Genomic DNA, 12982 nt, shown 5'->3' with positions numbered 1-12982 from the left:
GGGCGGACAGGTCGCCCAATCGGATCAGCAGATCTTCATACCGGTCTGTTGGAGGGTCAGATCGCAAAAGGTCGGGCGGGCCACGGCGCGTCGGCCGGCCTCAGACCCTCCGCGCCCGCCACCGACGCCAGCACCGCCGTCAGCGCCAGGGTCCCCGACACCATCACCGGACTCTGCAGGCGACCCTCCAACACCCCGGCCACCAACTCGCCGAGCGGCACCCGGGCCACCCCCATGTCCAGCTCCTCCCCGTGCGCCTCGTACCGCTCCCCCGCCGCCTCCGCCAGGTCCCGGGCCAGGAACACCCGCACCGCCTCGTCCGAACCGCCGGGCGAGGTGAAGAAGTCCACCAGCACCGACCACCGGCCGGCGGTCACGTGCGCCTCCTCGAACAGCTCGCGCTGCGCCGCGTGCAACGGGTTCTCCCCCGGCACGTCGAGCAGCCCCGCCGGCAGCTCCCACAACCGGTGCCGCACGGGGTGCCGGAACTGGTTGAGGACCAGCACCCGCCCCTCCTCGTCCAGCGCCAGCACCGCCACCGAACCCGGGTGCACCTGGTAGTCCCGGCGCGCCACCTTCCCGTCCGGCATCCGCACCTCGTCCGAGGCCACCGCCGTCTTCGCGCCCCGGAACGGCTCCGAGACGCTCACGACCTCCCACGCCTCCGGCGCGTCCGCGATCCCGTCGTTGCCCATGACCCTCGAACCTCCCGTGCTCGGCCCGCCGCCCGCCCTGGAACGCGCGACAGCCGGGACCCGTGACGATCACGGGACCCGGCTGTCCACCGTAGTGGTGCGCGGTGACTACTTCGCGCGCTGCTGACGCTCCACGGCGGCCTTCACGAGACCGGCGAAGAGGGGGTGCGGGCGCGTCGGGCGCGAGCGCAGCTCCGGGTGGGCCTGGGTGGCCACCAGGTAGGGGTGCGTCTCGCGCGGGTACTCGACGTACTCCACCAGCTTGTTGTCGGGGGAGACACCGGAGAAGACCAGACCGGCCTTCTGCTCCAGCTCCGCGCGGTAGGCGTTGTTCACCTCGTAGCGGTGCCGGTGGCGCTCGTCCACGTACGCCTGGTCGCCGTACGCCTCGCGCACCAGGGAGCCCTCGGCGAGCTTCGCCGGGTACAGGCCCAGGCGCATGGTGCCGCCGAGGTCGCCGGCGCCCTCCACGAACGCGAGCTGCTCCTCCATCGTGGAGATGACCGGGTGCGGGGTGGAGGCGTCGAACTCGGTGGAGTTCGCCTCCGGGATCCCGGCCAGGTTGCGGGCGGCCTCGATGACCACGCACTGCAGACCCAGGCACAGGCCCAGCAGCGGCACGCCGTTCTCGCGGGCGTAGGTGATCGCGCCGACCTTGCCGTTGACACCGCGGTCGCCGAAGCCGCCGGGCACGCAGATCGCGTCCACGTCGGACAGCTGCGCCGCCGCGCCCGCCGGGGTCTTGCAGTCGTCGGAGGTGACCCACTTGATCTGGACCCGGGCCTTGTTGGCGAAACCGCCGGCGCGCAGCGCCTCGGTCACCGACAGGTAGGCGTCCGGCAGGTCGATGTACTTGCCGACGAGCGCGACCTTGACCTCGTGGTCGGGGTTGTGGACCCGGTCCAGCAGGTCCTCCCACACCGTCCAGTCCACGTCGCGGAAGGGCAGGTCCAGCTTGCGCACCACGTACGCGTCCAGACCCTCGGTGTGCAGCACCTTCGGGATGTCGTAGATCGACTTGGCGTCGATCGCGGCCACCACGGCGGCCTCGTCCACGTCGCACATCAGCGAGATCTTGCGCTTGATGGACGTGGGCACCTCGCGGTCGGCGCGCAGCACGATCGCGTCCGGCTGGATGCCGATGTTGCGCAGCGCGGCCACCGAGTGCTGGGTCGGCTTGGTCTTCAGCTCGCCCGAGGGACCGATGTAGGGCAGCAGCGAGATGTGCACGACGAACACGTTGTCGCGACCGACCTCGTGACGCACCTGGCGGACGGTCTCCAGGAACGGCAGCGACTCGATGTCGCCGACCGTGCCGCCGACCTCGGTGATGACCACGTCGACGTCGTCGGTGGCCATGCGCCGGATGCGGTGCTTGATCTCGTTGGTGATGTGCGGGATGACCTGCACGGTGTCACCGAGGTACTCGCCGCGCCGCTCCTTGGCGATGACCTGCGAGTAGACCTGGCCGGTGGTCACGTTGGCCGAGCCGTCGAGGTCCACGTCGAGGAAGCGCTCGTAGTGGCCGATGTCCAGGTCGGTCTCGGCGCCGTCGTTGGTGACGAACACCTCGCCGTGCTGGAAGGGGTTCATGGTGCCCGGGTCCACGTTGAGGTACGGGTCGAGCTTCTGCATCGTCACCCGCAGGCCGCGGGCCTTGAGCAGCGCGCCCAGGCTGGAGGCGGTCAGGCCCTTGCCGAGGGACGAGGCGACACCCCCGGTGACGAAGATGTGCTTGGTCGTCGAACGTGTCGGCATCGCCAAAGGGGGGCTCCCGTGGTCGCGAGGTGAGTGCGTGCGGTGCGGCGGTCCACCGGGCCCTGACGGGGCGTTCCGGGGGTGCCGAAGCTGCGGTTGCGGGGCTCCTGATTCGCACAGGCAGACCACCGGTCCACGGGGTACCAGCCTATCAGCGCCTCGCCCTGAACGCCTCCGGACACCGGCCCGGACACGCCCCGACCGGCCCGCCGCCCGTTGTTCCCAAGGGCTCCCGCCCCTCCGGCCCGCTCCTCGCGCACCCGACTCGCACACGCCGCGTGTCGCACACGTGACCGTGCGAACACGGCGCCCGACACGCCGTCCCGCACCCCTTCGGTCGCACGTCCTCGCTGGTCACCCGTTCGGCGGACCCGCATTCCCGCTCGGCTCGATCGGATCACTAGGGTGCCGTCATATCCTGCTCGGACATCGCTCACATCGCCGCCGAGTAGCCGGTCGCCGGACCATCCGTCCCCGCCGCCGGAACAGCAGAGCACTCGCGGAACCCCATAGGAGTCAGCGCACGGCGTGACCGCGCCGAGCGCAAACCTGCAAGCGCCCTTCGGGGCGGACGTGGCCGTTCGACTGGAGATGCAACGTGTCCGGGCGCATCGAGGATTACGCACTGATCGGGGACATGCAGACCGCCGCACTGGTCTGCCGGGACGGCTCGGTGGACTGGTTGTGTCTGCCGCGGTTCGATTCCCATGCCGTCTTCGCGAGCCTGTTGGGCACCGAGGAACACGGCTTCTGGCGGATCGGCCCGGCCGTCCCGGGCGACGCCGTCGCCCCCGCCGCGACCCGCCGCCGCTACCGGGGGGACTCCCTGGTGCTGGAGTCCGAGTGGGACACCCCCCGCGGCACCGTCCGGGTGATCGACTTCATGCCCCCGCGCGACACCCACGCCCCGCAGCTGATCCGGATCGTGGAGGGCGTCGCGGGCCGGGTCCCGATGCGCTCGGCGCTGCGGATGCGGTTCAGCTACGGGCGGGTCGTGCCGTGGGTGCACAAGGTCGACGGGCGCACCGTGGCCGTCGCCGGGCCCGACTCGGTCTGGCTCGACACCGACGCCGACACGTACGGCAAGAACCTCACCACCTACTCCGACTTCACCGTCGGCCCCGGCGACCGGGTGGCCTTCGCGATCTCCTGGCAGGCCAGCCACCGCCAACCCCCGCAGACCCCGGACGCCGAGGCCGCCCTCGCCGCCACCGGCGAGTTCTGGCGCGAGTGGGTCGCCCAGTGCACCTACCACGGGCCCTACCGCGAGGCCGTGATCCGTTCCCTGATCACCCTCAAGGCCCTCACCTACGCCCCCACCGGCGGGATCGTCGCCGCCCCCACCACCTCGCTGCCCGAGGAGATCGGCGGGGTCCGCAACTGGGACTACCGCTACACCTGGCTGCGCGACGCCGCGATCACCCTGTCCTCGCTGCTGCGCACCGGCTACCGCGAGGAGGCGGCGGCCTGGCGGGACTGGCTGCTGCGGGCCGTGGCGGGCGACCCCGAGAACCTCCAGATCATGTACGGGATCGCGGGCGAGCGGGAGCTCGGCGAGACGGAACTCGACTGGCTGCCGGGCTACGAGGGCTCGCGCCCGGTGCGGGTCGGCAACGGCGCCGCGCACCAGTTGCAGCTCGACGTGTACGGCGAGGTCACCGAGGCCCTGCACCTGGGCCACATGACGGGCCTGGCCCGCAACGACTACGCCTCGCTGCTCCAGCTCAAGCTGATCCGCTACCTGGAGACCCACTGGAACGAGCCGGACGAGGGCATCTGGGAGGTCCGCGGCCCGCGCCGGCACTTCGTGCACTCCAAGGTGATGGCCTGGGTCGCGGTGGACCGCACGATCAAGCTGATCGAGTCCGGGGACGCGGACGGTCCGCTGGAGCGCTGGCGGGAGCTGCGCGAGACCATCCACCGCGACGTGTGCGAGAAGGGCTACGACCCCGAGCGCAACACCTTCACCCAGTCCTACGGCTCCGAGGAGCTGGACGCCTCCCTGCTGCTGATCCCGCAGATGGGCTTCCTGCCGCCCGACGACAAGCGGGTGATCGGCACCATCGAGGCGATCCAGCGCGAGCTGTCCACCCCCGACGGGTTCATCCTGCGCTACCCCACCGCCGGCCACGAGGCGGGCGTGGACGGTCTCGCGGGCGACGAGGGCGCGTTCCTGGCCTGCTCGTTCTGGATGGCCGACGACCTCGCGATGATCGGCCGGGTCGACGAGGCGCGGCGGCTCTTCGAGAAGCTGCTGGCCCTGCGCAACGACCTGGGGCTGCTCGCCGAGGAGTGGGACTCCCACGCGGGCCGCCAGGTCGGCAACTTCCCGCAGGCATTCAGCCACGTCCCCCTCATCGACACGGCCCTGCGGCTCACGGCGAGCGGGGCGTACGGGGGCTGACTACGCTGGAGGGGTCCTCTGTCCACCTTGGCGGAAGGGGGCCCGTGATGGCCTCCGTCGAACTCCCCGTACCGAGTCGGAGCGCGCTGGACGCGCTGCGCGAGGACCTCTCCGGCCGGGTGCTCGCTCCGGGCGACGGGGAGACGTACGACGCCGCGCGGACGGTGTTCAACGCGATGGTCGACCGCCGGCCGGCGGTGATCGCGCAGGTCGAGGACGAGAGCGACGTGGTCACCGCCGTCCGGTGGGCCCGTGAGCAGGGTCTGCCGGTCGCGGTGCGCGGCGGTGGGCACAGCGTGGCGGGTTCGGCCCTGGGCGACGGCGCGCTCGTGGTGGACCTGCGCCGGATGTCCTCGGTCACCGTCTCCCCCGGTTCGATGGCCGTCCGGGTGGAGGGCGGGGCCACGATGAGCGCCCTGGACCGGGCCTGCGCCCCCTACGGCCTGGCCACCACGGGCGGCCGGGTCTCCACGACCGGGGTGGGCGGGTTCGTGTTGGGCGGGGGTTCGGGTTGGTTGGACCGGGCCTTCGGGCTGGCCGTGGACAACCTGCTGAGCGTGGAGCTGGTGACCGCGGACGGCGGGTGCGTGACGGCGACCGCCGAGGACCACCCGGAGCTGTTCTGGGCGCTGCACGGCGGCGGCGGGAACTTCGGGGTGGCCACCGCGCTGACCCTGCGCCTGCACGAGCTGCCGGAGACCTCGATGGCCTTCGTCTTCCACGCGCCCGAGCGGGGCCCGGAGGTCGTGGCCGCGTTCCGGGAGCTGATGACGGGGGCCCCGCGGGCGGCCTCGGGCGGGGTGATCAACCTGACGGCGCCGCCGGAGCCCTTCGTGCCCCCGCACCTGGTGGGGACCCCGTTGTGGGCCGCGTTGTTGACGTACGCGGGTCCGGAGAAGGAGATGCGGGAGCTGGCGGAGCCGCTGTTGGCGGTGCCGCACGAGTTCGAGATCGTCACGGCGATCCCGTACGCCGAGCTCCAGTGCATGATCGACGACCCGCCGGGGCTGCGGAACCACTGGTCGGCGGAGTACCTGACGGCTCTGCCGGACGAGGCGGCGGCGGCGTTCTGCGCGCTGGCGGACACCCGGCCGACGGCCACCGGCACCCAGCACATCCTGTTCCCGTTGGGCGGGGCGGTGGCCGAAGGCGATCCGGCGTGGCCGGTGCCCTACCGGGACTCGCCGTGGGCCGTGCACCCGTTCGCGATCTGGGCGGATCCGGCGGACGACGACCGTTGCCGGGACTGGGTGCGGTCGGTGCGGGAGGCGATGCGTCCGTGGTCCTCGGGCGCGGTGTACCTGAACTTCATCGGGGACGAGGGGGCGGACCGGGTGGCGGCGGGCCTGGGCGCGGAGAACGCGCGCCGGTTGGCGGCGGTGAAGCGGGAGTGGGACCCGGGGAACGCGTTCCGCTTCAACCACAACATCACCCCCGCCGCGTGACGGGCGGGATCGGAGCGCTAACGTCCGACCACATGGACAACCAGGGCGGAATCACGGTCCAGCGCGCGCTCGAACTGCCGGGGCTGCGCAGCGGTCTCCCCGAGGTGGTGGCGGGCGCGGACCGGCTGGGGCGGACGGTGCGCTGGGTGCACGCGGGCGAGGTGCCCAATATCGCGTCCCTGCTCAAGGGCGGTGAACTGCTGTTGACCACGGGGCTGGGGCTGGGCACCCGGCCGGCCGAGCAGCGGGCGTTCGTGCGGCGGCTCGCGGACCGGGGGATCTCGGCGCTGGTGGTGGAGCTGGGGCCGCGGTTCGCGCGGTTGCCGGGGCCGTTGGTGGAGACGGCGCGGTCGGTGGGGCTGCCGTTGGTGCAGTTGCACCGGGAGGTTCCGTTCGTGACCGTGACGGAGGAGGTGCACACCGAGATCGTCAACGGGCACTACGCGTTGTTGCAGCGGGCCGAGGAGGTGCACCGGCGCTGTACCCAGGCGCTGCTGGACGGGGGCGGGATTCCGCAGGTGTTGCGGATCCTGGCGGATTTCACCGGCAATCCGGTGTTCCTGGAGACGCCCGACGCGCGCCTGTTGTACGCGGCGGCCTGTGGGGCGGGCGATCAGGGGGCCGATCCGCTCCAGGTGTGGGAGGGGCTGCGGGGCCGGCCGGAGGACGAGCCCTCGGGGAACACGGTGCTGGTGGACGTGCCGGCGGGTGGGGCGGGCGGCACGGCGATCCGGGCGCGGCTGGTGCTGTTGGGGGTGGCGGCGCCGTTGTTGCCGGTGCACCGGATGGCGGCGGAGCGGGCGGCGGGGGTGTTGGCCGTGGTGTTGATGCAGGCCCGGCAGGAGGAGGAGTTGGCGGCGCGGGGGCGCGGGGACTTCCTGACGGATCTGGCGGAGGGGCGGATCGCGGCGCAGGACGCGCCGGCGCAGGCCCGGGTGCTGGGTTTCCGGCCCGGCGAGGGGCCGTTGTTGCCGGTGGTGATGCGGTTGACGACGGACGCGGGGCCGGCGGGGAACTGGGCGGTGTTGGCGCGGGCGGTGTGGGAGGAGATCTCGGGGCTGGGGGTGCCGGCGCTGTTGGGGGTGCGGCCGGTGGAGGGCCGGGTGCCGTTGTTGTTGGGGCTGCGGGCGGAGTCGGAGCGGGCGGCGGTGGCCGATCGGGTGGCGGGGGCCTTGCGGGCGGGGGTGGAGCGGGCCGGGTTGCACCGGGCGGGGTCGGCGCCGGTGGTCGTGGTGGGGGTGCCGGGCGGGTGGACGGCGGCCTCGGCGGGCTTGCGGCACGCGGCGGAGACGGCCACGGCGGCGGCCGGGCTGCCGGCCCGCCCGTGGTACGACGCGCGGCGCCTGGACATCGACCTGTTGCTGTGGCGGTTGCGGGAGCACCCGGACCTGGCGGCGTTCGTGGACCGGGCGATCGGGGCCTTGCGGACCCACGACGCGGGTTCGCGGCCGCCGTTGCTGCCGACGTTGGAGACGTATCTGGCGCACGCGGGCCGGAAGGCGGAGACGGCCCGTGAGCTGCACCTGAACCGGCAGACCCTGTACAACCGGCTGGCGCGGATCTCGGAGCTGCTCGGCACCGATCTGGACGATCCGGAGACGGTGTTGTCGTTGAGCCTGGCCCTGCGGGCCCGCCGGCACACGGGCACGGCCTGAGGCCCCGGCATCCGGCGCCCGGGACCGGCGCCCGGGTTCAGCGGCGGCGTTCGACGAGTTCGTCGTAGACGGCGAGGACCTGGGCGACGGTGTCGTCCTCGGTGGGCCAGGTCTCGGCCTGGGCCCGGCCGGCGGCGGCCAGCGCGGTGCGTCGGGCCGGGTCGGCGAGGAGGTCGGTGACGGCGTCGGCGAGGGCGTGGGCGTCGCCGTGGGGCACGAGCAGGGCGGCGGTGCCGACGAGTTCGGGCATGGCGCCGTCGCCGGCGGCGACCAGGGGGACGCCGGCGCGCAGCGCGGCCTGGGCGGGCAGGGAGCGGGCCGGGGAGTTCTCGGGTTGGACGGCGAGGTCGGCGGCGGCGAGCAGGTCGGGCAGGTCGGGGCGGCGGCCGAGGAGTCGGACGGGCAGGCCCTCGGTCTCGATCCGGCGGGCCAGGCCCTGGCGTCGGGGGCCTTCGCCGACGACGAGGACGAGGGGGGTGGGGTCGAGGGCGCGCCAGGCGCGGGCGGCGTCGAGGAGCAGGTGGTGGTCGCGGTGGGGTTCGGGGCCGCCGACGGAGAGGATCAGCGGGCGGCCGGTGACGCCGAGTTCGGCGCGGGTCTTGTCGGGGTCGCGGGTGGGGGTCGCGGGATCGGCGGGGAGGCCGGCGGGGGCGAGGCGGGCGTCGCGGGCGCCGCGTTCGCGGGCCCGGTCGACCTGGTGGGCGGAGCCGCCGAGGACGACGGCGGCGGCGCGGGCCACGCGTCTTTCGATCACGCGGGTGAGGTGTCGCCAGGGTCCGGTGTCCTCGGGTTCCCCGTGCCAGGTGACCACGAGCGGCAGCCGCAGGCCGCGGACGGCGAGCGCGGCCCGGCCGGCGGCGGCGGTGCCGTGGGCGTGGACGAGGTCGGCGCCGGCGCACGCGGCCCGCAGGGCGGCGACGGAGGCGGGGGCGAAGCGGACCCCGGCGCCGGTGAAGTCGTGCGCGCCCTCGGCGGCGACGGGGGCGCAGACGGTGACGCGGACCCCGCGGGCGGCGAGGCCGCCGGCCAGGGAGCGGACGTGTCCGGCGCTGTCGGCGTCGGTGTCGCCGAAGACCTGGACGGTGCGCAGCGGGGGGCGCCCGAAGGGCTGGTCGGGTACCGGGGTGCTGCTCACGGGCCGGGGCTCCTGGGGGGAGGCGTGGAGGTGCGGGACGGGGACGGTGTCCGGTTGCCAGGATGCCGGCCCGCACGCGCGTTCCGGGACCGTCCGCGGGCGAATTCCGGACGGGAAACGAGGAGTTCTCGTGAATCGTCACCCACACGGGCGCGTTCGGCGTCAGTGCGGGGTGGACTCACCCGAAGGGATCGGGGCCGTTCGGGTACCGGCCGCCACCCGTTCGGGTGCGGGCCGCCGGTCCCGCCCGGGCCCGGCCGGGCGGCCGGACCGGTGGTCCGGCCGCGTCGGGCGCGGCTCAGGCGTCGGCCCGGGCGGCGGCCAGGAGTTCCTCGGCGTGGGCGCGGGCCGTCTCGGAGTCCTCTTGGCCCGCGAGCATCCGGGAGAGTTCCCGGATCCGGTCCTCGCCTTCGAGGACGGTGACCCCGGAGCGGGTGACGGATCCGTCGTGGGTCTTCTCCACCAGCAGTTGCCGGTCGGCGAAGGCCGCGACCTGCGGCAGGTGGGTGACCACGACGACCTGCGCGGACCGGGCGAGTTTCGCGAGCCGGCGGCCCACCTCCACGGCCGCCTTGCCGCCGACGCCCGCGTCGACCTCGTCGAAGAGGTAGGTGGGGACGGGGTCGGCGCCCGCGAACACCACCTCCACGGCGAGCATGACCCGGGAGAGTTCGCCGCCCGAGGCGCCCTTGGCGATGGGCCGGGGCTGGGCCCCGGGGTGCGGGGCGAGCAGCAGCTCGACCTCGTCGGCTCCGGTGGGCCCGTGCAGCACGGTCCGGCCGCCGACCTCGATGCCCTCGCCGCCGGGGTCCTCGGTCTGGCGGACGTCGATGGTGACCCGGGCGTGGGGCATGGCCAGCGAGGCGAGTTCGGCGGTGACGGCGGCCGCGAACCGCTCGGCGGCCCCGGTCCGCGCGTCGGTCAACTCCTGCGCGAGACGCCCGAGTTCGGCGCGGAGCGCGTCGCGTTCGGCGGTGAGTTCGACGATCCGTTCGTCGTCCCCGTCGAGTTCGAGCAGGCGCGCCGAGCCCGTCTCGGCCCAGGCCAGCACGGCGTCCACGCCCGGCCCGTACTTGCGGGTGAGGCCGGTGAGCAGGGCCCGGCGCTCCTCCACGGCCGCGAGACGGCGCGGGTCGGCGTCGAGGTCCTCGGCGTAGCCGGCGAGGTCGCCGGCGGCGTCGGCGAGCAGGATGCCCAGTTCCCCGATCCGGTCGGCGAGGGCGGCCAGGGCCGGGTCGTGGCCGCGCACGCCCTCCAGGGCCCGGTGGGCGCCGGCGACGAGGGTGCCGGCGTCCACGGCCTCGGGGTCCTCGGGGTCGCCCGCGAGGGCGGTGTGCGCGAGCCGGCTCGCGGCGGCGAGGGCCTCGGCGTGGCCGAGGCGTTCGGCCTCGGCGGCGAGTTCGACGTCCTCGCCGGCGCGGGGTTCGACGGCGGCGATCTCCTCCAGCCCGAACCGCAGCAGATCGGCCTCCTGGGCGCGTTCCCGGGCCCGGGTGGTGATCTCCTCCAGTTCGGCGGCGGCGGTCCGCAGCCGCCGGTACGCGGCCGCGTACTTCTCCAGCGGGCCGCCGACGGCCGCGCCCGCGTACCGGTCGAGGGCCTGCCGTTGCCGGGCGGGGCGCATCAGGCCCTGCTGGTCGGTCTGGCCGTGGACGGCGACGAGTTCGTCGGCGAGTTCGGCGAGCAGCCCGACGGGCACGGCGCGGCCGCCGAGGTGGGCCCGGGAGCGGCCCTCGGCGGAGACGGTGCGGCTGATCAGGAGGGTGCCGTCGTCGAGTTCGGCGCCCGCCTCCTCGGCGCGCACCGCGACCGGCCCGTCCGGGCGGATCCGCAGCCGGCCCTCCACGACGGCGCTGCGGGCGCCGATCCGGACCAGGGCCGGATCGGCCCGGCCACCGAGCAGCAGGGCGAGGCTGGTGACGACCATGGTCTTGCCCGCGCCGGTCTCGCCCGTCACCGCGGTGAACCCCGGCGACAGCTCGACCACCGCGTCGTCGATGACCCCGAGCGACCGTATCCGCATCTCCTCAAGCACGCAGAAGACCTTACAGAGGTTTCATCGTCCCGGACGCGCGCACCGGCCGGCGGGACGCGTGTCCGGGACCCGGGGCGGTCCGCGCGCGTCAGTGCGGGGCGCCGCGCCAGCCGGAGACGGGCAGCGCGAACTTGGCGACGAGCCGGTCCGCGAAGGAGGCGTGGTGCAGTCGGGCGAGTCGGACGGGGATCTCCCCGCGCCGGACCTCGACCCGGGCCTGCGGGGGCAGCGCCACCGTGCGCCGTCCGTCGCACCACAGCACCCCGTGCGCCGCGTCGGCCTTCACCTCGACGGCCAGGACCGTGTCGGGGGAGGTCACCAGCGGCTTGGCGAACAGGGCGTGGGCGCTGATCGGGACCATCAGCAGGGCCTCGACCTCGGGCCACACCACGGGCCCGCCCGCCGAGAACGCGTAGGCGGTGGAGCCGGTGGGGGTGGCGCAGACGATGCCGTCGCACCCGAAGGCGGAGACGGGCCGGCCGTCGATCTCCAGCACCACCTCCAGCATCCGCTCGGGGGCGTCCTTCTGGACGGCGGCCTCGTTGAGGGCCCAGTCGGTGTGGACCACGTCGCCGTTGCTGCGGACGACCACGTCCACGGTCATGCGTTCCTCGACCTCGTAGGCCCGCTCCACGACCCGGTCGACGACCTTGTCGAGGTCGTCGCGTTCGGCCTCGGCGAGGAACCCGACCCGGCCCAGGTTCACGCCGAGCATCGGCACCCCGGAGCAGCGCGCGAACTCGGCGCCCCGCAGCAGGGTCCCGTCACCGCCCAGCACGATCAGCAGTTCACAGCCGGCCAGCACGTCGGGCGCGGTCTCGTCGACGAGGCCCACCTCGGGCGGCAGCCCGGGCAGGTCCACCGCCTCGTGGGCCAGCACCCGCACCCCCAGGCCGGAGCGCAGCAGCCCCTGCACCACCCGTTCCGCGCTGTGGATCGCGGCCGGCCGGCCGGTGTGCGCCAGCAGGAACACCGTCCGTCCCGGCTCCGCGCCCGTCCCCTCGGGCGCCTCGCCCGAGCCCCCCTTGGAAATCTCGCTCACTTCGGCCCCTCCGCCACCGCACGATCGACGTCCGCCGGGTCGAGTGCCGCAGCCCCCGCCCGCATCCACAGAAAGTACTCGACGTTCCCCGAGGGCCCGGGCAGCGGTGACGCGGTCACGCCGAGCACGCCCAGGCCCAGGCCGGCCGCCCGCGCGGCCACCTCCCGCACCGCCTCGGCCCGCAGCTCGGGGCTGCGCACGACCCCGCCGCTGCCGAGGCGCTCCTTGCCGACCTCGAACTGCGGCTTGACCATGAGCACGAAGTCGGCGTCCGGGGCGGCGCAGCGCACGAGGGCGGGCAGCACCAGCCCGATGGAGATGAACGACAGGTCGCCGACGATCAGGTCGACGGGAATCCCGTCGAGCTGCTCCACGGTCAGTTCGCGCACGTTGGTGCGGTCCTTGACGGTGACCCGCTCGTCGCTCTGCAGGGACCAGGCGAGCTGCCCGTAGCCCACGTCCACGGCCATCACGTGCGCCACCCCGGCGCGCAGCAGCACGTCGGTGAACCCTCCGGTGGAGGCGCCCGCGTCCAGGGCGCGGCGGCCCTCGACCCGCAGGCCCAGGGGGGTGAAGGCGGCCAGCGCCCCGGCGAGCTTGTGCCCGCCCCGGGAGACGTAGTCGGGGTCGTCGTCGTCGGCGCGGACCACGAGGGCGGCGCTGGTCTCCACCTGGGTGGCGGACTTCGTCGCCGTGGCCCCGCCGACCGTGACGCGACCGGCGGCGATGAGTTGCCCGGCGTGCTCGCGCGACCGCGCCATCTTGCGGCGGACCAGTTCGGCGTCCAGTCGGCGGCGTGCCACTCCTGCCACG

At 74.3% G+C, this 12982-nt stretch carries 10 protein-coding genes; 4 read left to right on the top strand and 6 right to left on the bottom strand.

Annotated features, from left to right (window positions below; genetic code table 11):
• Positions 1-56: 56 nt before the first annotated feature.
• A complete protein-coding gene (locus tag ACN20G_RS21730; protein ID WP_424214475.1) occupies positions 57-695 on the bottom strand; it encodes an NUDIX domain-containing protein in 639 nt (212 codons plus the stop codon).
• On the opposite strand from ACN20G_RS21730, the gene ACN20G_RS21725 reads away from it, so the two are divergent.
• A complete protein-coding gene (locus ACN20G_RS21725; RefSeq protein WP_424214474.1) occupies positions 694-822 on the top strand; it encodes a hypothetical protein in 129 nt (42 codons plus the stop codon). The genes ACN20G_RS21730 and ACN20G_RS21725 overlap by 2 nt on opposite strands.
• On the opposite strand, the gene ACN20G_RS21720 is transcribed toward ACN20G_RS21725, so the two are convergent.
• Entirely contained in the window at positions 804-2453 is a 1650-nt protein-coding gene (locus ACN20G_RS21720; protein ID WP_424214473.1) for a CTP synthase, read from the bottom strand. The genes ACN20G_RS21725 and ACN20G_RS21720 overlap by 19 nt on opposite strands.
• Before the next feature lie 637 nt (positions 2454-3090).
• Here ACN20G_RS21720 and ACN20G_RS21715 point away from each other — a divergent pair.
• The 3 genes from ACN20G_RS21715 to ACN20G_RS21705 are packed head-to-tail and all read left to right on the top strand — an operon-like array spanning position 3091 to position 7957.
• Complete coding sequence (locus ACN20G_RS21715) at positions 3091-4857, top strand: glycoside hydrolase family 15 protein (protein ID WP_424215627.1); 1767 nt, start codon at positions 3091-3093, stop codon at positions 4855-4857.
• 47 nt (positions 4858-4904) lie between these two features.
• Entirely contained in the window at positions 4905-6302 is a 1398-nt protein-coding gene (locus ACN20G_RS21710; protein WP_424214472.1) for an FAD-binding oxidoreductase, read from the top strand.
• Between the two features lie 32 nt (positions 6303-6334).
• Positions 6335-7957: a PucR family transcriptional regulator gene (locus tag ACN20G_RS21705; protein ID WP_424214471.1), complete on the top strand. Its 1623-nt coding sequence runs from the start codon at positions 6335-6337 to the stop codon at positions 7955-7957.
• Between the two features lie 37 nt (positions 7958-7994).
• Here ACN20G_RS21705 and ACN20G_RS21700 read toward each other — a convergent pair whose 3' ends face one another.
• From ACN20G_RS21700 to ACN20G_RS21685, 4 genes are all read right to left on the bottom strand, one after another.
• A complete protein-coding gene (locus ACN20G_RS21700; protein WP_424214470.1) occupies positions 7995-9092 on the bottom strand; it encodes a glycosyltransferase family 4 protein in 1098 nt (365 codons plus the stop codon).
• A gap of 298 nt (positions 9093-9390) precedes the next feature.
• Positions 9391-11115: a DNA repair protein RecN gene (gene recN, locus ACN20G_RS21695; RefSeq protein WP_424215626.1), complete on the bottom strand. Its 1725-nt coding sequence runs from the start codon at positions 11113-11115 to the stop codon at positions 9391-9393.
• A gap of 100 nt (positions 11116-11215) precedes the next feature.
• Positions 11216-12160 (bottom strand): NAD kinase, encoded by a 945-nt coding sequence (locus tag ACN20G_RS21690; RefSeq protein WP_424215625.1) that lies wholly within the window; start codon positions 12158-12160, stop codon positions 11216-11218.
• Between the two features lie 5 nt (positions 12161-12165).
• Entirely contained in the window at positions 12166-12981 is an 816-nt protein-coding gene (locus tag ACN20G_RS21685) for a TlyA family RNA methyltransferase (RefSeq protein ID WP_424214469.1), read from the bottom strand.
• Position 12982 lies beyond the last annotated feature (1 nt).

Source organism: Streptomyces dryopteridis (assembly GCF_049606955.1).
Taxonomy (GTDB): Bacteria; Actinomycetota; Actinomycetes; order Streptomycetales; family Streptomycetaceae; genus Streptomyces.
Note: the sequence above shows the minus strand (reverse complement) of the source record. Positions and strands in the feature narration are given on the sequence as shown.

Coding starts and splice junctions, on each gene's coding strand:
- ACN20G_RS21725 (WP_424214474.1), top strand. CDS start 694: ATGACCCTCGAACCTCCCGTGCTCGGCCCGCCGCCCGCCCTGGAACGC.
- ACN20G_RS21730 (WP_424214475.1), bottom strand. CDS start 695: ATGGGCAACGACGGGATCGCGGACGCGCCGGAGGCGTGGGAGGTCGTG.
- ACN20G_RS21720 (WP_424214473.1), bottom strand. CDS start 2,453: ATGCCGACACGTTCGACGACCAAGCACATCTTCGTCACCGGGGGTGTC.
- ACN20G_RS21715 (WP_424215627.1), top strand. CDS start 3,091: ATGCAGACCGCCGCACTGGTCTGCCGGGACGGCTCGGTGGACTGGTTG.
- ACN20G_RS21710 (WP_424214472.1), top strand. CDS start 4,905: ATGGCCTCCGTCGAACTCCCCGTACCGAGTCGGAGCGCGCTGGACGCG.
- ACN20G_RS21705 (WP_424214471.1), top strand. CDS start 6,335: ATGGACAACCAGGGCGGAATCACGGTCCAGCGCGCGCTCGAACTGCCG.
- recN (WP_424215626.1), bottom strand. CDS start 11,115: ATGCGGATACGGTCGCTCGGGGTCATCGACGACGCGGTGGTCGAGCTG.